Raw genomic sequence first — 19,654 nt, forward strand, 5'->3', positions numbered from 1 at the left:
CTGCCAGCGAAACCGACGCCCTAATCGACCAAAGATCGATGCTTAGGCGTCTGCCTTAACGCGCTTCTTGCGGAACGACGGGTTCAGCTCCTTCTTGCGCAGGCGGATCGACTTCGGCGTCACTTCCACCAGTTCATCGTCTTCGATATAGGCGATCGCCTGTTCCAGCGTCGGACGGCGCGGCGGCGTCAGGCGGATGGCTTCGTCCGTGCCCGAGGCGCGGATATTGGTCAACTGCTTGGTCTTCATCGGGTTGACGTCGAGGTCATCGGTACGCGAATTTTCGCCGATAATCATGCCCATATAGGTCTTTTCGCCGCCGCCCACGAACATGGTGCCGCGTTCTTCCAGCTTCCACAGCGCAAACGCCGCGGTTTCGCCGTCGCCGTTGGAGACGAGCACGCCCTTGCGGTTCTGGTCGATCAGGCCCTTATAGCCTTCATAGTGCGAGAACACACGGTTCAGCACGCCGGAGCCACGCGTATCGGTCAGGAACTCGCCCTGATACCCGATCAGCGAGCGCGACGGCGACTTCAAGGTGATGCGCGTCTTGCCGGCGCCCGAAGGCCCCATGTCCTTCAGCTCGGCCTTGCGGGCGGAGAGCTTTTCGATGACCACGCCGGTATATTCTTCGTCAACGTCGATCACCACGTCTTCGATCGGCTCCAGCTTCTCACCGGTTTCCGGATCGTTCTTGAAGACCACGCGCGGACGCGAAATGGCCACTTCAAACCCTTCGCGGCGCATGTTTTCGATCAGCACGCCCAGTTGCAGTTCTCCACGGCCGGCCACTTCAAACGCGTCCTTCTCGTCGGTTTCCGTCACGCGGATGGCGACGTTCGATTCGGCTTCACGCAGCAGGCGCTCACGGATAACACGCGACTGCACCTTGGTGCCTTCCTTGCCGGCCAGCGGCGAATCGTTGACCGAAACGGTCATCGAGATGGTGGGCGGATCGATCGGCTGCGCCGGCAGCGCGTCGGTCAGGCTCATGTCGCACAGCGTATCGGCCACGGTCGCCTTGGAAAGGCCGGCAATCGCGCAGATGTCACCGGCTTCGGTGCCTTCGTCGATCGGCTGGCGCTTCAGGCCGCGGAAGGCCAGCACCTTGGTGATGCGGCCGCGCTCGATTTCAACGCCGTCGCGGTTCAGCGCCTTGATGGCCAGGCCCGGAACGGCGCGGCCCGAATTGACGCGGCCGGTCAGGACGCGGCCGAGGAACGGATCGGATTCGATCAGAACGGCCAGCATCTGGAACGGCTTGTCCTTGTTTTCGACCACCTTCGGCGCCGGCACATGTTCCACGATCAGGTCGAAGAGCGGCCCCAGGTTATCCGAAGGCACATTCATGTCCATCGTCGCCCAGCCGTTCTTGCCGGAAGCGTAGATGTGCGGGAAATCAAGCTGCTCGTCGGTCGCGCCCATGGCGGCGAACAGGTCGAAGGCTTCATTGTGGACGCGGTCCGGATCGGCGTGCGGGCGGTCGACCTTATTGATGCAGAGGATCGGACGCAGGCCCAGCTTCAGCGCCTTGCCGAGCACGAACTTGGTCTGCGGCATGACGCCTTCCTCGGCGTCGATCAGGATGACGCAGCCGTCAACCATGCCCAGGATGCGTTCCACTTCGCCGCCGAAGTCGGCGTGGCCCGGCGTGTCGATGATGTTGATGCGGGTCTCGCCCGCCTTGCCGTTCCACAGAACGGAGGTACACTTGGCGAGGATGGTGATGCCGCGCTCGCGCTCCTGGTCGTTTGAGTCCATGGCGCGCTCGACGGTCGCTTCATTGGCGCGGAAAACGCCGGACTGGGCCAGCAGGGCGTCAACGAGAGTGGTCTTGCCATGGTCAACGTGGGCGATGATGGCGATATTACGCAGATTCATAAAGGGCCTTTAAACTGTTTCGCCTCCCCTGTTTACGGGGGAGGTGGCGCGAAGCGCCGGAGGGGGCTTTCATCTTAAGCCTCCCCAACAGGTCAGGGCGGCTTCTGTTTATACCTCCCCAACTTGTTGGGGAGGGGGGACCGCGCCCGTCAGGGCGTGGTGGTGGGGTATCTTGCTTCCCTCTCCTCCCCTGCGAAGCGGGGGAGGTGGCGCGAAGCGACGGAGGGGGCATAAGGCCCTTCCCGCTCCGGATGCCAAAAAAGCCTCTGCGAATTCGGAGAGGCTGCGAGGTGGAGGTGTCTATAGATTTGCGCGCCGTATAACCGAAACCGGCCCAAAAGGCCAGACCACCCGCCAAACTATTTTTCGCGGGTGCGAGAGGCAGGCAGGGGCACGGCCCCTGCACCCGGAAGGTGCTTACAAGCGCCTATTTACATAATACAAATAGCGAACCATCGGATATAGAATAAAGGGAGAGCTTTAGCTCTCCCTGATCCGTAATAAATTCACTTGTTAAGCTGTCGGATCGTATTCTCCGCTTTTGCTATAGCATCCTTTGCAATTTCAAGAGCGGCAATAGCCGCAACAGCTTGTGCTGCTTTCGGGTATGGCCCAGGTGGTGGAAGATCTTGAGAGGATGCCGGTATATCCCCCCGGATGGAGGCCGGCCTCGACACCGACAGCGCGCCGGAAACCGGCGAAGAGACCGACGCCATTGCCCTGAAGCGGCGGCGCGAGCCTGGCGCGCCACGTGCAAATAAAGCCAAAATGACCGCCGCCGCTCCACATCGAAATCTTATTTATTTCGCCAGATCAAAAAGTATATTTTGAAATACGCCTTCATATATTGAGCCCATCCTGCAAATATTTCTTCAATAATAGCGAATTTTATTGCTATTAAACCCCATATATGAGACCCTGAAATATATTCGAAACCAGACCTTTGACTTGTCTGCACGCTCAGGCCTTCTCTCAAGCATCGCAAATTTCGGACCGTGCCGCGCATTCTCGCGCCGCATAACCGCACGATCGTGCGATCTTCAAGGAGCCCCCCATGGCCAACGGTACAGTTAAGTGGTTCAACCCGATCAAGGGTTTTGGTTTCATCCAGCCGACAGACGGCAGCGGCGATGTCTTCGTCCATATCTCGGCAGTCGAAAAGGCCGGTCTGCGCAGCCTGAACGAAGGCCAGTCGATCGCCTACCAGATCGTCAATGAGCGCGGCAAGAACGCCGCGGTTGATCTCAGCACCGTCTGAGCAAAGGAAAGGGCCAGGTTCGGCCACGCCGGACCTGCGCACGCATATCATGACACAAAAGCTTTCATTGGCGGCCCTGCGCTGGGACGACATCTGGCCGACCGCCGGCGAAACCGGACTGAAGCACCAGGTCGTGCCCGTTCGCTTTTGCATCCTGCCGCGCGGCAAATCCTGGCAGGTCTCGCGTAACGCCGCCTTCTGGGGCGTTTTCCAGTCGCGCACCGAAGCCGATAACTCGGTCCGTCAGGCCATGCTGGCCATCTTCACGGCGGGCGGCGCGGCCCAGGTTCGCTTTACCTGACCCCAATTTACCCGCAGACCAAAGACTTGCCGGACGGCCTTTCGCGATCGCGCTCTGGCCGACGCCCGTCCGCTCTGAATAAACAAGAAACCCCACCACCAACGCGCAAGAGCGCGTCGGCCCCCCTCCCCGGCAGAGCCAGGGAGGTATAAGAAATATCATACCTCCCCAATTTATTGGGGAGGGGGACCGCGCCCAGAGGGCGTGGTGGTGGGGTTTCTTGCTTTTTAACCCCTCAGTTCACCCGCTTGACCGAAACCGCCGTCACGATCTCTTCAAGCTGCTCCATCAGGAACGGCTTGCACAACACCTCGTCCATCCCGGCCAGTTGACACAGCCGGCGCGTGCCCATGTCCGAATGTCCGGTGATCCCCACGATCGGCACCGGCGGCACCAGCCCCTCACCTTCCTGGCCGCGGATCGCCTTGGTGGCCATGAGCCCGTCCATGACCGGCATCTCGATATCCATGAGGATCAGCGCATAGGCCGAACGGCCCGACATCTCCAGCGCCTCGCGGCCGTCGCGCGCGCGCTCGACGCCGAAATCCAGCAGGTCCAGCATGGATTCGATGACGAAGGCAGTCTCGTCATTGTCATCGGCCACAAGGACCAGACGGTTTGTCTTGGGACTGAGTTCGCTCATGCGGCACCCTTTTACACTGCCGCGAACATAGCCCGGCGCATGTAAAGGTTCAGTACGGGATGGCTATTGGCGGCCCATGTTTCGATCCGCCCAGGCGATGAAGCTGGCGATATTCGGCGCATCCGTGTGGCCGCCGGTGTGCTGACGCCAGGCCAGTTGGCCATCCAGCAGGTCGGTCAGCGGCGGTGGCATGACGGCGGTTTTGTAGTCATTGCCGACGCCAAGATCCTTCGCGCCGAGCAGCTTCCAGACGCTGCCGGCCGCCACGGTCGCCATATAGCTGCCCTGCTGGTCCAGCCATTTGGCGTCGCCCTGTTCGGGCACGCCGTAGGAGATAAAGACCAGTCGCGGCGCCGCCAGGGCGATCAGTTCGTGGGAATCCACCGGCAGGTCGCCGGCAGTCTGCGGCCCGCCATATTTGAGGAAGTTGCCGGCCATCCAGTGATATTCGCCGGAACCGGTCAAGGATCTCGACCGCCTCGCCGAAATTGCGCCGGTGCGGCTTGGCCCCGCCTTCGCCGGAAGAGCCGATCAGCCCCATGTAAAAGCGCTGATCGAAAGCCATGGTGACCAGCGCCGCCTTGCCGTAGCGCGACACGCCCTCGATGCCGATGTGCGATTTATCCACCTCCGGCCGGGTGGTGAGATAATCGAACACTTGGCCGGCGCCCCAGGCCCAGGCACGCAACGCGCCCCAGTCGTCCGGCTTGCGTGGCTGGCCCTTGTTGACGAGGCCGATGATGCCTTGAGTCAGGCCCGCGCCGTTATCGGCCTGGTAGCTGGTCGGGTTAAGGATAACCACGCCCCAGCCATCGGCCACCAGTTGGTGGATGCGGTCGAGATTGGCGGCCTGCGCCGCGGCCAGAAAGCCCGCCATGCGTGGGTCAAGGTCTTTCGGCGGCGCGGGCGGCACTTTCGGCGCCGGGAACTGGGCCGGCCCCCAGTTGAACATGATCAGCACCGGCGCCGGGGCTTTCGTCTTCGCCGGCAAGATCAGCACGGCGTCGATATCAACGCCGATCGCCGGATAAGCCGAATTATCGACACGCCCCACCAGGCGCGAAGCCAGAATGTCTGTGCCCAGCAGGGTTTCCGCCTCGCTTTCGGTGGTACGCCACGTCACGGCAGGCACATTTGCGGGGATACGGCCATAAACCTCGCGCTCGAAGGCTTCGGCAATCTGCGGCCGCCGTTTTTGCCACCAGTCATCGACCGTAGTGACCTTCCGGCCATTGTCGAGGGTCAGGATATCCGGCCAGTCGGGATAGGGATTGGCCCTGGCTTCGTCATAATTGGCATGGTCCGGCGCCTTTTCATCGCCGTTCGGACCTGGCCGCAGGGTCTGGATACCAAGCTGGTCCATCATGTTGCGGTGGTCCTGCTCAGCGGTAATGGTTTCGGCCGGCGCCGCCCCTGGTAGCGCTAACAAAAAGAGACCCAAAACGACGCTGACAACCGCTTTCATGATATCCTCCGGGCAAATGACGGCGTCATTGGCGCGCCGTCTGCCCCCACCTTTTCATAAAAGGGCTCGCAGGTGAAGACGATAAAGGCGGAAGATGTCCCCACCTTCCGCCTTCCTGTTAGTATCCGGAGCTTGAATAGCTGCTGCTGGAATAGCTGGACGATTCCTCGTGCCAGCCGCCGTCACGGTCACGCCAGCCATAGGCGACCACCTGGCCGATATGCCAGCGGCCGTCATCATCCTGCCAGCCTACGGCGCGCGGACGGCCATAGTGCCACTGGCCCTGGTCGTCGCGCCAGCCTTCGTCGGCATTATACGGGCGGCGGGAACCATATTGCGAACCGGAATTATACCGGTCATCGACATAAGGCCGATCCGACCCATTATTATCGTAAGGCCGGGACTGGTAGTCGCTGTTGTCGCTGTAGGGAACGGTGTTGTATCCGCTGTCGTCCGACTGGCTGTAGCGGCTCGATGGCGCATCATAATAGACGTTGTCGTAATAGCCGCTTTGCGGACGGTCACGGAAGTAAAGTACCTGATAGCCATCGGGCGCCGCCGGTGGCGAATAATACTGCCCCTGGCGATAGGCGTAATAGGCGCCGTTGTAGCACTTCACCGACGACTTGCCGACCTGGTTGCCGATCACGCCGCCGAGCACTGCGCCGCCGACCGTACCGAGACCGCGTTCGTGCTTCGATACCTGGCTGCCGGCCAGGCCGCCGACCACGGCGCCGATCACCGCACCATTGGTGCCGGCATTGTCCTTTTTGGCGTAACAATAACCATCATAGGATCGTGTGTCATACTGGGCGTGAGCCGCGAAGGGCGTGGCCAGGGTGGCCGCCATCAGGCCGAGCACGGCCAGCGAGGGCGCCAGATATTTCTTGTGCTGTGTCATCTCAAGGTTCTCCTCCAGGCGCAAAGCCTTTGCCTGCCAGCCTGAACCCATAAGTATAAGTATGCAATAAGGCGCGCTTGCGGCGGGAATTGGCCTATTCGGCCGATATTTCCAGCGCATTGCGATGCAGGCCGGCCCTGAGCGCGGCCCTGTCCAGTTCGCCTTCCCAGCGCGAAACGACGACGCAGGCCACACCATTGCCAATGAAATTGGTCAGCGCCCGGCATTCGCTCATGAACTTGTCGATGCCGAGTACAATGGCCATGCCGGGCACCAGCGCCGGATTGACCACGGCAAGCGTCGCGCCAAGGGTAATAAAGCCCGCGCCGGTGACGCCGGAAGCGCCTTTCGAAGTCAGCATGGCCACGCCCAGAAGGGTCAGTTGCTGCATCAGGCTGAGGTCATAACCCAGGGCCTGGGCGATAAACAGCGAGGCCAGGGTCATGTAGATATTGGTGCCGTCAAGATTGAACGAATAGCCGGTCGGGATCACCAGCCCCACCACCGGCTTGGAGCAGCCGAGCGCCTCCATCTTGCGCATCAGGTTCGGCAGGGCACTTTCCGAGGACGAGGTGCCGAGCACGATCAGCAGTTCATCCTTGATATAGGCGACGAAGCGGAAAATCGAAAAGCCGCACAACCAGGCAACGATGCCAAGCACGACAACAACGAACAGGATAGCCGTCAGGTAAAAGGTGCCGATCAGCATCAGCAGCGATCCCAGCGCCGCCGCGCCAAACTTGCCGAGCGTATAGGCCATGGCCGCGCCGGCGCCGATCGGCGCCAGCTTCATGATTTGGGTGATGATATCGAAGATGATCTGGCTTCCCTGGTCGATCAGGTTGCGGATTTCCTGCACCGGCGGACCGATACGCTGGAGGGCCAAGCCGGTCAGGATAGCCACCAGCAGCACCTGCAGGATATTGCCCTCGGCAAAGCCGCTCAGGAAGGTATCCGGGATCAGGTGCAGGAAGAAATCGACCAGGGTTTCGTGGGTTTCCGGCGCGACGTATTTCGCCACGGCGGCGGCATTGCCGGCGGCGTGCATACCGGCGCCCGGCTTGATGACATTGGCGACGATCAGGCCGAGTATCAGCGCGAAAGTCGAGATCACCTCGAAATAGACCATGGCCTTGACGCCGACCCGACCGACCTGCTTGGCTTCAGCCACCTGGCCGATGCCGGAGACAACCGTGCAGAAGATCAGTACGGCAATGGTCATCTTGATCAGCTTGACGAAACCGTCGCCCAGCGCCTTCACCCAAGGCTGCGCCGCCACCTCCGGCCAGATCAGGCCGATGGCCGCGCCAAGCATCACGCCGAACAGCACTTGCACATAGAGATGACGGTAGAAGGGTTTCTTATTCTCTGGCATGGCCGCCCCGTTTATCATTGGCGCACACTGTATAAGCGGTTAGGCTTCGTCACAATGGTTCAAATGCGCCCGCTCACCGCTGCCGAGATCAACGCCCTGCCGACAGGGTTGCTGGCTGCCGTGCCTTTTGCGGAGGTGCGGTTGGTCAGTGCCCACCACTGGGTATCCTGGCTGGCGCAGTTTATCGGGCGCGGCCCGCAAATCGTGGTGCGCGGCCGCCGGATTTTCTGGCCTCACCTGCCTGCGGATATGAGCGGCAGTTCGGCCGCCATGAGCCTGCTGGCGCATGAACTCGTCCATGTCTGGCAATATGAAAGCGGCATGACTCTTATGCGCTATGTCTGGCGCGAACGCGGGCATTATCATTACCGGATCGATGGCCGGGCCTATGTTGATTACGGTTATGAGCAGCAGGCGGCGATGATGGAGGACTGGATGCGATTACAAGTTGGACTGACACCGAGATATGGACAGGTTGACTCCACGGCACTGAAAGAGATCATACCCTTCCTATGACCGATAACACCCCTGCCCCCTGGCTTTCCGCCCTGCCCGCCCTCAAGACGGACGGCAGCAAGTACGATCGCGGACACTGTGTCGTGCTCGGCGGGCCTGTGGCCAGCACGGGTGCGGCGCGGCTGGCGGCGCGGGCAGCGCTGCGGATCGGGGCCGGGCTGGTTTCGGTGGCCTGCGATCCATCGAGCTTGATGGTCTATGCCACGGCGCTGGAAGCGGTCATGACCAAGCCGGTGAAGGACGAGGCCGCCTTTGCAGACTTGATCAGTGATCCCCGCATCACTTCGCTCGTTATGGGGCCGGCGGCGGGCGTCAATGACCGGACAAAGGCATTTGTGCTGGCGGCGCTGAAAGCCCAAAGAGCCTGCGTGCTCGATGCCGATGCCCTGACCGTTTTCAAGAACGATCCGTCGCAGCTTTTCGACGCCATCCGTTCGCCGGTCCTGCTCACACCGCATGAAGGCGAGTTTGCCCGGTTGTTCGGCAAGGTTACCCACCGCGAAGACGATGCCTTGCGGGCCGCAAAGACCAGTGGCGCGGTGGTGTTGTTGAAGGGTCGTGATACGGTCATCGCCGCGCCGGATGGCCGTCTTGTCATCAACCGCGACGCCCCGCCGACCCTGGCCACCGCCGGTTCCGGTGATGTGCTGGCGGGGTTCGCCGGCGGGCTGATGGCGCAGGGCATGGAGGTTTTTGAAACCGCCTGCGCCGCCGCCTGGATACACGCCGAAGCGGCGCGCCTGTTCGGCCCCGGCCTGATTTCGGAAGACCTGAGCGAAATGGTGCCGCAGGTGCTGCGTCAGTTAGAGCGTTTTCCGATCTGATTTGATCAGATCGGAAAGCACTCTAACTCTTTACTGTACCACACTTTTTAATCCGAAAAGTGCGTTACACTTTTCGGAAAGTGCTCTAAACCGCTGATCAGATGGCGCAGACGGCGCCGGTGCCTTTCAGACCGCAATAGCCTTCCGGATTCTTGGCGAGATAACCCTGGTGGTAGCCTTCAGCGAAATAGAACGGCGCTTCCGGCTCAATCTCCGTGGTGATCAGACCCTTTCCGAGCGCATTCAGCGACTTCTGGAACGCCGCCTTGCTGCTGACGGCGGCATCATACTGCGCCTCGGAGGTGGTGAAGATTGCCGAACGGTACTGGGTGCCGATATCATTGCCCTGGCGATAGCCCTGCGTCGGGTCATGGCTTTCCCAGAAAACCTTCAGCAATTGCTGGAAGCTGATCTTTTTCGGGTCGAAGACCACGAGCACACCTTCGGTATGACCGGTCTGGCCGGTGCAGACCTCCTTGTAGGTCGGGTTGGGCGTATAGCCACCGATATAACCGGCGGCAGTGACGTAGACTCCTTCCTGCTGCCACAGCTTGCGCTCGACGCCCCAGAAACAGCCCATGGCGAAGACGACCGTTTCCATGCCGGCCGGATAAGGCCCCTTCAGCGGTGTATGCAGCACAAAATGGGTTTCTTCGGTCGGTATGGGCTCGCTGCGGCCCGGCAGGGCCTGGTTGGCGGAAATCATCTGGGATTTAAGGCCGAACATGGTGTTTTCCTTTATTATGGCTCAAGAGCCGCCGGGCTCGCCGCAAAGGCGGCGGCGGGCGCTTGCCCTTGCCAAATCCCCTGATAAGGGGATTTGGAGACTTATATTACGCTTTGCCGCCAATATAGTTACAAAAAAAGCGGTGGTAAGAGGCAAACTAGGCTTGCTCATTCGCAAAGCATGGGTATAAAGGCCGCCTTCCGCGCACCACCGACCTGGTGCGGCTTGATGGATGGACAGATGGCGGAGTGGTCGATCGCGCACGCTTGGAAAGCGTGTGTACGTGCAAGCGTACCGAGGGTTCGAATCCCTCTCTGTCCGCCATTAAAAAAGGCTCCCGCAAGGGGGCCTTTTTTAATGGCGGAAAACGGGGTTCAGAACCGCTCGGTACTGGAAAAATGCCGGGTTCGTAAACCGAGCACAGCGAAGGTTTCGGCGGAGCGAAGCGCAGCCAATCCCTCCCTGTCCGCCCCATAAACAAAATTCTTTAAAATTCAACAAATTAACAAAAACCCGGACAGCCAACGAACATTCTACCTCACATTATTTATGGGGGTGAATGGGAATAAACGGGCACCCCCAGCCTGCACGCGGCGACTAAGCACATGCGAAAAAAGCCCCGCCGGAAAACATCCACTAGATCCATCGAGTGGAACTTGTTTGATTTGGCCGTTTTATGCGCTGATTTGGATCGTTATGAATTTTGACCATTTGAGTTTACAGAGACCGAAATTCGGTGTGGCAGGCCATTTTCGAGACTGATAGGATGTGATCGCACGCACATGCAGTCGAAGAAAAATGCCCCTTATCAATTATCAGCCTTTTCCAAGAAAACTGTTTAAATTCATGGAGGCAAGGTACGTCGCGGATTTCATAAGCGGGAATGCCGTTATGGTAGGAACGCTAGTGGATTTTAACAAAGCAGAGCATGGAAAAAATAAGGCAGACGATTATGAAGGTCGTATTGGCTTAGGTGGACCTGGCACGGCCGTGATTGGGTCGGAGCCTGTAATAGGCATCCGAGGATTAACTATAGAGTTTGGAAACAGTACCCGGCCAGCCATAATATTTCAGTGTCCTAACCATTATGTCTTCTGCGCTTCTCGTGAACTCTTGCCTGAAATAGCCGCTGATCTTGATCCGAAATATGACGCATGTGTCGAGATTTCGACGCCCGAGATATTTATGGAGGCATTGCACAAAGCAATTATGAGTCAGGGAAGTGGAAGAACTATGGGGTCTACTGGCAATGTTGAATATGCAAATCGTAACTTTGGACCAAATGATATCCATGAATTGGACAGGCATTTAAGCCCCTTTAGAAAGCCTGAAAGATTTAGGACGCAGCAGGAGTTCAGGCTCGCGGTTCCCTGTGATCAAACCGCTTCGCCTCAACTTTTTAAAGTTGATATGGCCGGAGTGATTGCAAAGGAAGTACATGAGTGGAGAGAATGCTGACGAATATCATTGTGGCGAGCTATTGCACGTTAAGCCGCGATATCGACTTTCGTTTACCAAGACTATCATCAATCAGTCCCGCCTAAAATGGCGCATATAAGACGTATAAATCCCTCCCCCCACACCACCGTAAAACCTCTAACCCAAATACCTTTTGAACCAGTCCGCAGCCTGATTCGCCACGCTTTCGAGGCATCCGGGCTCTTCAAACAGGTGCGTGGCGCCGGGCACGACCAACAGTTTAGACCGGGCATTCAGGCCGCGCAGGGCCTGCTCGTTCCACTCAAGCACCTGAGGATCATTGCCACCGACAATCAGCAGCACCGGCGCCTTGACCTTATCCAGAAAAGCCGCCGCCAGATCCGGCCGGCCGCCGCGTGAAACGACCGCGCCGATACGGTCAGGCTGGCGCGCCGCCGCAATCAAAGCCGCGCCACCGCCGGTGCTCGCACCGAAATACCCCAGATGAAGCGCGGCAAGCGCCGGCTGCTCAACCACCCAGTGCGCAATGTCAACAAGCCGGTCGGCCAGCAGCGGTATATCGAACCGATACTGGCGGGTCTGCTGGTCGATCTCTTCCTCCCCGCTGGTCAGAAGATCGATCAGCAGGGTCGCCGTGCCCCGGTCGTTCAATGTTTTCGCCACGCGCCGGTTACGCACGCTCCTGCGGCTTGAACCGCTGCCGTGGGCGAAGACGACCAGCCCCTTCGCGTCCTCCGGAACGGTCAGGTCTCCCGCAAGGCTCATATCGCCCGCAGGCACGACGACAGGGATGGAAAGCGCTTCGGCAAGATGAGTATGCGGTATCATGATGAATGCCCTCAAAAACCGCTGGGGTAGGTTTCAAAGACTTCGCCCTCGTGCCATGGCGCCGAAGGCTCCAGGGGACGCAAGGCGTGCGTCTGGTCAAAATGGATGATGGCGTCGAACTGCTCCGGCAGTTTTGAGAAGAAGTAATGGCTCTGCCGTTCCGTCTCCGGCAGGTAGAGGACGCCGATGGCGCGCTGAAGCCGGCTGATGTCCAGGCGCAGGTTCAGAGCCTCGCTGCCCTTCAGCGACAGGAGAAAATTCGGTAATCCGCTGTCATGGAAGAGGGCCTCGTAGCTTTGCGGCAAGGCCCGGCGCACGGCCTTGCGTTCGGCGGGGCCATCCCATCGGGACGCGGCCGTCACCTCGCCGGAACAGGTGGAAAAGCCAAGCAGGAAAGCCGCCTTGCCATGGGCCTCGCGCACGAGCTGGCCGATATTGAACTCGCCGCCCGCCCCCATTTCGGTGGCCCTTGCATCCCCGACATGCGAATTGTGCGCCCAGACGACGATCTTCGCCGGCGCCCCGGTCTGCCGCTCCAGATGTTCCATCAGGGCGTCAAGCGTTTCCGCCATGTGCCGGTCGCGCAGGTTCCACGATGAAACGCGCCCGCGGAACATGGCCCGGTAATAGGTCTCGGCGTCAACGACGGTCCGGGCGTTGCGGTCGGCGGAGAAATAATCCTCGGCGGCGTCGAATCCGTCCGCCGCCAGATATTGTGCGGCATTCCGACGCAGGCTGACCAGGGTATCGACGGCGTGACGCTCACAGCTCTCGCTGATGCCAAAAACGGTCGAATAACCGTATTGCTGCGGGTTTCGAGCCAGTTTGTGGCCATGATCGAAGCAGGCATAATATGCCCGCGCCTGGCGGGCGGCGGGCGGATCGACCTCATCGAGATAGGTGATCACCGCCTGGATGGAGGCGTATAGGCTATAGAGGTCAAGGCCATAGAAACCGGCCCGCTTTTCCGCTGGCTTGCCGGCATTGTGTGCCCTCAGCCAGTCCACGAATTCAGCGACGACCTCATTGCGCCACATCCAGGCCGGGAAGCGCTTGAAATCCGACAGGGCGTCCTCAGCCGTGCTGATCCTTTCGTCACCGCGCACGAAGCGGTTCACCCGGTAACAATCGGGCCAGTCGCCTTCGACCGCCACGGCCGAGAAACCATCCTGCTCTATAAGCCGCCGTGTCAGCCCGGCGCGGAAGCGATAAAATTCATCACTGCCGTGGGTCGCCTCGCCGATCAGCACAAACCGCGCGTTCCCGATCAGGCCACGCACGGCGTCATAATCGCCGGAATTTCGCTTAAGGGCGACCGCCTGGCTGGCGACAAGCCGCGTCAGGTGGCGGGCGGCGTCATGAGACATGGGACTGCCCTTTTGTCTCAGCCGCCAGGGTCAGCAGGTTCATGACCTCACTGTCGTCCGTCTGTCCGAAATCCGTGTAAAACCGGCCAACACCATAGAAGGGCTCCGGCACAGAGACGCAAACCGCCTCGTCAGCCATACGGCCCATCATGGCGAAGGCCGAATCGGAAGCCACGGGCGCGGCGGCGATAATCCATGCCGCCCCACGCCGGCGCGCCGCCTGAATGGCCGCTTCCATCGTAGCGCCTGTGGCGCACCCGTCATCGACCAAAATCACCGTCCGGTTTTTCAGTTCCGGCACCGACCGCCCCTGGCGGTATACATGGCTGCGGCGTTGGAGTTCGGCCCGTTCGCGTTCTGCAACCGCGGCTATTGCGGGCTTACCTATGTTCAGGCTTCTCACAATGTCATCATTGATGACTTCAACCCCGCCGTCGGCGATGGCGCCCATGGCCAGTTCCTCATGCCCCGGTACACCAAGTTTGCGCACCAGCATGAGATCGAGCGGCAGGTGCAAAAGGCGCGCGACCTCGAACGCCACGGGCACGCCCCCCGCGGCAACGCCAGGACGAGCGAATCCGGCTTGTTTAGTCTGGGTTTCAGAACGGCGGCCAACTGGCGCCCCGCCGCTTCACGATCGGGAAAACAAATCATGGTTCACACTCCTGGAACAGAGCTGTCAGAGTGTGCGGAAGAACGGACGGGGCGGCTTTGACCCCAATCAAATGGGATGGCGGCGCCGTGAGGTAAAAACAGGGTCTCTTCAGCGGATTTACGGGCAACAGCCATGACACGGAAGACGGAACACACAGCGCTCTCGACCACCATCGACCACCTTCTGCATCAGGAAATCAATCTCCTGATGGCGCCAGACGCTGAACCCGGTGAAACCTCGACCGTGCATACGGTAAGAGCAGGCACCAAGAAGATCCGCGCCTGTCTGCGCCTGGTCCGGGGATCACTCGACCGCCTTACGTTCGACAAGGCCAATACCCTCTTCAGGGATAGTGCGAAAAGCCTGCGCGCCTTCCGCGATAACGAAGTCATATCCGAAGTCCTTGCCTATCTGAATGAAATCGGGGCGACCGAGTTCGACGTCGGTGAAATGGACGGTTTGCGCGAAATCCTGACGACTTCCCCGCTCCCCACCGGTTGTGACGATGCCCTGGCAACGGTGCGCAACAATACTCAGGCGAGACGGACGGCCCTTCACCTGGACGCGCTGAAAATCAAAAAGTCCGACCTCACCAAAGCCATGCGGCGCACCTACAGGCGCAACCGCAACGCCTTCGCCAATGTGGTGCGAGACCCGTCAGGCATCAATCTGCACGAATGGCGCAAACAAATAAAGGTGCTGGAATATCAGTTACATGACCTGAACACGATCTGGCCGAAGCCGATGGACGGCACCGAGGATGATGCCCGGCACCTGGCCCAGATACTGGGCCATATTCAGGATCTTACCCTCCTCCGGAAACGGCTGAAGCAGATCCGGCCGGTCCCTGAGGGCAGCCCGGCGGACCGTCTGCTCACCGCAGCCAGACGTCAGCGCCGCAAGCTGCGCAATGAGGCCCTCCGGCTGGGACACGCGCTTTATGCCCGGTCGGCGGATGACTTCGCCATGGATGTGAACCGCCACTGGAAAGCCTGGCGCCAGATGCCGCCTGAGCAACCGGTTGTCCCGGCAGGCCGGGGCCGGACGCCCAAGACACCGGCGGCTCATCTGCACTGACCCGCGCGCTTGGTTCGATAAAGTGTCCAGATACCGCATTAAATAATCAATATCCGCACAAATCATCCGCTATAATTGCCGGCAGTATAAATATTTCCCGGCAGAAACCGATTAATAAGCATTCCGTGTAATCATCATACATACCTCCGGCGACAGGGAGGACATAAAAATATAAATGGTCGCCCAAAGTATGAGAGTGCAGTTTGCATAAGCGTTACAACAGTACACCAGGCGTTAAGCTTGCCAATGACACCGCCCCCACGCTTGTGGCGCATAATCTGCTGGAAGACGCCCCGCTCGCTTCGGTGTCTGCCCGCCAGACACCCCGCCGTAGCTGGCTCCATTACAGCAATCTCAAGGTCGAGGCGGCGATATTCCTGCTGATTGCCCTGACCTTCGCCGCGGTCCTTGGCCAGAAGGCCATAACCAGCCGGCACCTCGACCTCACATCACGGGTTGGTCAGTATTATCCCTTTGTCTATGGCGACAAGGATGATGGCGGCAATTCCACCATCGATCACGATACGACCAAACCGCTGACCTGGAGCTGTGATCTGCGCGAGGGCGCGACATTCGTCTATTGCGGCTACGGCCTGCAATTCGAAGCCCCCGGCAAGGGCAAGGGGATCGACTTTTCAAAGTACAAGAATGTCACGATTCGGTTGACCTATCATGGCGTCGGTGATCATCTGCGCCTGTTGCTGCAAAGTACGGCGCCGGCGACGCTCGGCAGCAAGGTCAAGCCTGGCGAGACCATGCCCTTCGTCGCCGAGTTCCCCGTCACGCAAGGCGTAAACGAAATCCACCTGAACGCGGAGCAGTTCGCCGTCGAACAATGGTGGCTCACCAGTCACGGTGTCTCGGCGGACGAGGCCGGCATCGACATGGATGACATTGTGTCCCTCGCCTTTTCGTCGGGAAGCCAGACACCGCATGGACGCTTTGACGTAAAAGTCACTTCCCTGGAGTTCCACGGTGTCTCGCTGTCCACCGATCAGTGGTATCTCATCATTCTGGGCGTCTGGCTGGTCCTGACCGGCGGTTTTCTCGTCTTTCGCTTCCTGGGGGTGCGGCGGCTCTATGAAGCGCGCCAGCGCCAGCAGGCCGAGGAAAGCCGCGTTCTGGCCGAGGCCCGCGCGGCCGCCGAAGCCGCCAGTTCGGCCAAGTCGCAGTTTCTCGCCAATATGAGCCATGAATTGCGCACGCCGCTCAATGCGATCCTGGGCTATGCCCAGTTGCTGAAGACTACCAAGGTAAGCGAGCGCGATCTGGCTGCCCTCCAGACGATCGAACACAGCGGCGAGCATCTTTTGACGATGATCACCGACATTCTGGATATCGCCAAGGTGGAGGCCGGCCGGCTTGAACTGTTGCCGGGCGTCTTCGATATCCGTCAGTGCGTCCTCAATGTGGCGCAGATGGTTCGTCTGCGGGCGGAAGAAAAGGGCCTGCTGTTTACGGTCAACATCGCCGACGACGTACCCCGCCTGGTGGTGGCGGACCAGAAGCGTATCCGTCAGGTGCTGATCAATCTGCTGGGCAACGCCATCAAGTTCACGCCATCCGGCGAAGTTCGCCTTGAGGTTTCCTGCGTCGCCTCCGCGACGGACGACACCGGCCTGCGCTTCTGCGTTGCGGATACCGGTGTCGGCATCAACCCGGACCAGCTCCAGCGGATTTTCCAGCCCTTCGAGCAGGCCGGCAACGCCATCGACAAAAGCGGTGGCACCGGGCTTGGGCTCAGCATCACCTATCATATCGTCCAGATGATGGGCGGCGATATCCGCGTGGAAAGCGGGATCGGCAGCGGCAGCCGCTTCATTGTCGAGGCGCCGTTTGGCCATGCCGATGAGGAAATGGCCAGGCTTGAGGCCCCGGATACCGTGGCTGACGTACCAGATGACAACAAACCTCCGCTGCCGGAGACCGAAGACGCCTCCCATCTGGTGGCCCCCTTCGGCCCGCAACTGGACCACCTGCTTTTCCTGGCCCGCGCGGGCAATCTGCGCGCCATCCGCAAGGCGGTGCCGGAAATCATCGCGGCCGGGCCTGAATATCGCGGCTTTGCGGAACGGCTCGATTCCCTGGCCGCCGCCTATCAGTCCCCGGCCGTTTTACGCCTGATCGAAGACGCCGCGAAAGAAAGAGATGCCGCATGACCCATTTGCTCACGCCCGGTCAGGACGCATCCCCCGCCCTGCCCCAGATCCTGGTCGTTGACGACACCCCGGCCAACCTGGGCCTGCTGGTCGATCACCTGGAAGCCCGTGGTTACGAGGTTCTCGTGGCCCTGGGCGGCCAGGAAGCGCTCGACCGGCTGCGCTATGCCCAGCCTGATCTTATCCTGCTCGATGTCATGATGCCGGGCATGGATGGTTTCGAGACCTGCCGCAGGCTGAAGGCCGACGCGCAGACCCGCGACATACCGGTCATTTTCATGACCGCCCTGACCGATGTCGACAGCAAGGTATCGGCCTTTGCGGCCGGCGGCGTTGACTATGTCACCAAGCCGTTCCAGATCGAGGAACTGATCGCCCGCGTCCGGACGCATATCGCCCTTCGCAAGGCGCGCGTCGAGCTTCTGGAACAGAAGATGTCGCTCCAGGCTGAGGTTGAGGCGCGCCACCTTGTGGAAGCCTCCCTGCGCGACTCAGAACTGCGGCACCGCCGCCTCTTTGAAACTGCCGGCGACGGCATACTGGTCATCGATTGCGATGCCCGCACCGTCCACGATCTCAACGCGCAATGCGCCCATATCCTGCCCATGCCGCTTGACGAGGTGCGCGGCCGCTATCTCGACGACCTGCCCATTTTCGCGGCCGTCGGCGATGCCCGCACGATCGTCGACACGCTGCGGCAGAGCGGTGAAATGAAATGGGCCGAATGGACCTGGGAGCGCCCGGACGGGACGACAGTCAGTGTCGAGGTGCTCTGCACCACCTATCGCGTCGGCCACAGGTTACTGGCCCAATGCACCCTGCGCGACGTCAAGGCGCGAAAAGAGGCAGAAGCGCGTATCCGCTACCTCGCCATGCATGACGCCCTGACAGGCCTGCCCAACCGCACCCTCCTGATGGATCGCCTCAGCCATGGCATTGCGCGGGCGCGCCGCGACCACACGCAGGTCGGTTTGCTGCTGCTCGATCTCGATCATTTCAAACACATCAATGACAGCCTGGGGCATTTCGTCGGTGACGCCCTGCTTGAAGAGGTGTCGAAGCGGCTGCGCAGTGTCCTGCGCGACAGCGATACCCCGGCGCGTCTGGGCGGAGATGAATTTGTTATCGCGGCCGAAGACCTGTCCGGCAGCGCCGATGCCGAGATCCTGGCGCAGCGCATCCAGGCGGCCCTGGAGCCGGACTTCCATTTCGGCAGCCACACGCTTCGTATCGGCACCAGTATCGGCATCAGCATGTACCCCGCCGACGGTGACAGCCCCTCCGCCCTCCTCCAGGCCGCAGATACCGCCATGTACCAGGCCAAGAAGAACGGCCGCGGCACCTACCGCCTGTTCACCAGCGACCTGACCATGGCGGCCGAACGCTGGCATACCTTGTCGAATGATCTTTACGGCGCCTGCGAACGGGGCGAATTCGCCCTTTATTACCAGCCGCAGGTATCGGTCAGCGATTCCACCATAACGGGCCTGGAGGCGCTTCTGCGCTGGCATCACCCGACCGAGGGGCTTATCCAGCCAGCCCTGTTCATCCCCTTGCTGGAAGAACACGGGCGCATGGTCGAGGTCGGCCGCTGGGTGCTGCGTACCGCCTGCCTGCAGAACGCCGCCTGGCAGGCCCAAGGCCTGCCAAAGGTCCGGGTTGCGGTCAACCTGTCCGCCCAGCAGTTCTATCGCGGGGATATCGTCCGGGCGGTCCGCGACGCGCTGGATGAATCGGGCCTGGCCCCGGAATGGCTTGAACTCGAACTGACCGAAAGCCTGACGCTCGATGATACCGAAGTGACCGTCAGGGTCATGGAAGAACTGAAGGCCATGGGCGTCAATCTGTCGCTGGATGATTTCGGCACAGGCTGGTCGTCCCCGGGGTATCTGCGGCGCTTTCCGCTCGACCGGATCAAGATAGACCGCTCTTTCGTGCGCGACATCGTGAACGACCACAGCACGGCCGCCATCGTCCACAGCATCCTTGGGCTGGCGCGTGACCTTAATCTCGATTGCGTGGCCGAGGGCGTGGAAACGACCGATCAGCTCGAACACCTGCGCCGTGCCCACTGCGCGGAAATTCAGGGCTATCTGTTCAGCCGCCCTGTAGAAGTCGCCCAGGTCGAGGATCTTTTGCGCCAGATGCAGGCGGATGGCGACGCCACCCTGCCACAGAAAAAATCTGGCACCCGCTGACGGCAGCCCCATATCCCGCAGTCCCCCGGATCGCCGGTT

At 60.3% G+C, this 19,654-nt stretch carries 17 protein-coding genes, 1 tRNA gene and 1 pseudogene; 9 read left to right on the plus strand and 10 right to left on the minus strand.

Annotation, left to right across the window (positions count from 1 at the left end):
• Positions 1–42: 42 nt before the first annotated feature.
• Positions 43–1,881, minus strand: coding sequence for a translational GTPase TypA (gene typA, locus NVV72_00260; GenBank protein MCR6657832.1), 1,839 nt, complete (start codon positions 1,879–1,881; stop codon positions 43–45).
• A gap of 1,054 nt (positions 1,882–2,935) precedes the next feature.
• Here typA and NVV72_00265 point away from each other — a divergent pair.
• Together NVV72_00265 and NVV72_00270 are read left to right on the plus strand one after the other, a co-directional pair.
• On the plus strand, positions 2,936–3,139 hold the full coding sequence (locus NVV72_00265; protein MCR6657833.1) for a cold-shock protein: 204 nt from the start codon (positions 2,936–2,938) through the stop codon (positions 3,137–3,139).
• Between the two features lie 49 nt (positions 3,140–3,188).
• Complete coding sequence (locus NVV72_00270) at positions 3,189–3,440, plus strand: hypothetical protein (protein MCR6657834.1); 252 nt, start codon at positions 3,189–3,191, stop codon at positions 3,438–3,440.
• A 235-nt stretch (positions 3,441–3,675) separates the two neighbouring features.
• Here NVV72_00270 and NVV72_00275 read toward each other — a convergent pair whose 3' ends face one another.
• The 5 genes from NVV72_00275 to dctA all read right to left on the minus strand — a co-directional run bounded on the left by NVV72_00275 (position 3,676) and on the right by dctA (position 7,824).
• A complete protein-coding gene (locus NVV72_00275; GenBank protein MCR6657835.1) occupies positions 3,676–4,083 on the minus strand; it encodes a response regulator in 408 nt (135 codons plus the stop codon).
• Between the two features lie 63 nt (positions 4,084–4,146).
• Complete coding sequence (locus NVV72_00280) at positions 4,147–4,359, minus strand: hypothetical protein (protein ID MCR6657836.1); 213 nt, start codon at positions 4,357–4,359, stop codon at positions 4,147–4,149.
• Positions 4,292–5,548, minus strand: coding sequence for a hypothetical protein (locus NVV72_00285; protein MCR6657837.1), 1,257 nt, complete (start codon positions 5,546–5,548; stop codon positions 4,292–4,294). Before NVV72_00285 ends, NVV72_00280 begins: the two co-directional genes overlap by 68 nt.
• Positions 5,549–5,666: 118 nt before the next feature.
• Positions 5,667–6,449, minus strand: coding sequence for a glycine zipper 2TM domain-containing protein (locus NVV72_00290; GenBank protein MCR6657838.1), 783 nt, complete (start codon positions 6,447–6,449; stop codon positions 5,667–5,669).
• Between the two features lie 94 nt (positions 6,450–6,543).
• Positions 6,544–7,824 carry a C4-dicarboxylate transporter DctA gene (gene dctA / locus NVV72_00295; protein ID MCR6657839.1) on the minus strand — a complete coding sequence of 427 codons (1,281 nt, stop codon included), beginning with the start codon at positions 7,822–7,824 and terminating at the stop codon, positions 6,544–6,546.
• Positions 7,825–7,887: 63 nt separating this feature from the next.
• Here dctA and NVV72_00300 point away from each other — a divergent pair, with 63 nt between their 5' ends.
• Complete coding sequence (locus tag NVV72_00300) at positions 7,888–8,340, plus strand: hypothetical protein (protein ID MCR6657840.1); 453 nt, start codon at positions 7,888–7,890, stop codon at positions 8,338–8,340.
• Positions 8,337–9,164, plus strand: a complete 828-nt coding sequence (locus tag NVV72_00305; protein ID MCR6657841.1) for an NAD(P)H-hydrate dehydratase — start codon at positions 8,337–8,339, stop codon at positions 9,162–9,164. Before NVV72_00300 ends, NVV72_00305 begins: the two co-directional genes overlap by 4 nt.
• Positions 9,165–9,261: 97 nt before the next feature.
• On the opposite strand, the gene msrA is transcribed toward NVV72_00305, so the two are convergent.
• Positions 9,262–9,891 (minus strand): peptide-methionine (S)-S-oxide reductase MsrA, encoded by a 630-nt coding sequence (msrA, locus tag NVV72_00310; GenBank protein MCR6657842.1) that lies wholly within the window; start codon positions 9,889–9,891, stop codon positions 9,262–9,264.
• Between the two features lie 234 nt (positions 9,892–10,125).
• Here msrA and NVV72_00315 point away from each other — a divergent pair.
• Positions 10,126–10,215: transfer RNA gene (locus NVV72_00315), tRNA-Ser, on the plus strand.
• A gap of 474 nt (positions 10,216–10,689) precedes the next feature.
• Positions 10,690–11,349 carry a hypothetical protein gene (locus NVV72_00320; GenBank protein ID MCR6657843.1) on the plus strand — a complete coding sequence of 220 codons (660 nt, stop codon included), beginning with the start codon at positions 10,690–10,692 and terminating at the stop codon, positions 11,347–11,349.
• A 138-nt stretch (positions 11,350–11,487) separates the two neighbouring features.
• On the opposite strand, the gene NVV72_00325 is transcribed toward NVV72_00320, so the two are convergent.
• The 3 genes and pseudogenes from NVV72_00325 to NVV72_00335 all read right to left on the minus strand — a co-directional run bounded on the left by NVV72_00325 (position 11,488) and on the right by NVV72_00335 (position 14,079).
• Positions 11,488–12,159: an alpha/beta fold hydrolase gene (locus NVV72_00325; GenBank protein MCR6657844.1), complete on the minus strand. Its 672-nt coding sequence runs from the start codon at positions 12,157–12,159 to the stop codon at positions 11,488–11,490.
• Positions 12,160–12,170: 11 nt separating this feature from the next.
• The gene (locus NVV72_00330; protein ID MCR6657845.1) at positions 12,171–13,526 is read right to left on the minus strand and encodes an erythromycin esterase family protein; all 1,356 of its coding nucleotides are present in this window, start codon (positions 13,524–13,526) and stop codon (positions 12,171–12,173) included.
• A pseudogene (locus NVV72_00335) lies at positions 13,516–14,079 on the minus strand (phosphoribosyltransferase family protein). The gene NVV72_00330 and the pseudogene NVV72_00335 overlap by 11 nt, the downstream one beginning before the upstream one ends.
• Before the next feature lie 234 nt (positions 14,080–14,313).
• Here NVV72_00335 and NVV72_00340 point away from each other — a divergent pair.
• The 3 genes from NVV72_00340 (at position 14,314) to NVV72_00350 (ending at position 19,615) form a co-directional block, all read left to right on the plus strand.
• A complete protein-coding gene (locus NVV72_00340; GenBank protein MCR6657846.1) occupies positions 14,314–15,258 on the plus strand; it encodes a CHAD domain-containing protein in 945 nt (314 codons plus the stop codon).
• A 203-nt stretch (positions 15,259–15,461) separates the two neighbouring features.
• Entirely contained in the window at positions 15,462–17,417 is a 1,956-nt protein-coding gene (locus tag NVV72_00345) for an ATP-binding protein (GenBank protein MCR6657847.1), read from the plus strand.
• Positions 17,414–19,615 carry an EAL domain-containing protein gene (locus NVV72_00350; GenBank protein MCR6657848.1) on the plus strand — a complete coding sequence of 734 codons (2,202 nt, stop codon included), beginning with the start codon at positions 17,414–17,416 and terminating at the stop codon, positions 19,613–19,615. The genes NVV72_00345 and NVV72_00350 overlap by 4 nt, the downstream gene beginning before the upstream one ends.
• The last annotated feature ends 39 nt before the right edge of the window (positions 19,616–19,654 follow it).

The organism is Asticcacaulis sp., from assembly GCA_024707255.1.
Classification (GTDB): domain Bacteria; phylum Pseudomonadota; class Alphaproteobacteria; order Caulobacterales; family Caulobacteraceae; genus Asticcacaulis.

Bases quoted from the DNA above. Each gene is read 5' to 3' on its own strand.
- typA (MCR6657832.1), bottom strand. From the start codon at position 1,881: ATGAATCTGCGTAATATCGCCATCATCGCCCACGTTGACCATGGCAAG.
- NVV72_00265 (MCR6657833.1), top strand. From the start codon at position 2,936: ATGGCCAACGGTACAGTTAAGTGGTTCAACCCGATCAAGGGTTTTGGT.
- NVV72_00270 (MCR6657834.1), top strand. From the start codon at position 3,189: ATGACACAAAAGCTTTCATTGGCGGCCCTGCGCTGGGACGACATCTGG.
- NVV72_00275 (MCR6657835.1), bottom strand. From the start codon at position 4,083: ATGAGCGAACTCAGTCCCAAGACAAACCGTCTGGTCCTTGTGGCCGAT.
- NVV72_00280 (MCR6657836.1), bottom strand. From the start codon at position 4,359: ATGGCGACCGTGGCGGCCGGCAGCGTCTGGAAGCTGCTCGGCGCGAAG.
- NVV72_00285 (MCR6657837.1), bottom strand. From the start codon at position 5,548: ATGAAAGCGGTTGTCAGCGTCGTTTTGGGTCTCTTTTTGTTAGCGCTA.
- NVV72_00290 (MCR6657838.1), bottom strand. From the start codon at position 6,449: ATGACACAGCACAAGAAATATCTGGCGCCCTCGCTGGCCGTGCTCGGC.
- dctA (MCR6657839.1), bottom strand. From the start codon at position 7,824: ATGCCAGAGAATAAGAAACCCTTCTACCGTCATCTCTATGTGCAAGTG.
- NVV72_00300 (MCR6657840.1), top strand. From the start codon at position 7,888: ATGCGCCCGCTCACCGCTGCCGAGATCAACGCCCTGCCGACAGGGTTG.
- NVV72_00305 (MCR6657841.1), top strand. From the start codon at position 8,337: ATGACCGATAACACCCCTGCCCCCTGGCTTTCCGCCCTGCCCGCCCTC.
- msrA (MCR6657842.1), bottom strand. From the start codon at position 9,891: ATGTTCGGCCTTAAATCCCAGATGATTTCCGCCAACCAGGCCCTGCCG.
- NVV72_00320 (MCR6657843.1), top strand. From the start codon at position 10,690: ATGCCCCTTATCAATTATCAGCCTTTTCCAAGAAAACTGTTTAAATTC.
- NVV72_00325 (MCR6657844.1), bottom strand. From the start codon at position 12,159: ATGATACCGCATACTCATCTTGCCGAAGCGCTTTCCATCCCTGTCGTC.
- NVV72_00330 (MCR6657845.1), bottom strand. From the start codon at position 13,526: ATGTCTCATGACGCCGCCCGCCACCTGACGCGGCTTGTCGCCAGCCAG.
- NVV72_00340 (MCR6657846.1), top strand. From the start codon at position 14,314: ATGACACGGAAGACGGAACACACAGCGCTCTCGACCACCATCGACCAC.
- NVV72_00350 (MCR6657848.1), top strand. From the start codon at position 17,414: ATGACCCATTTGCTCACGCCCGGTCAGGACGCATCCCCCGCCCTGCCC.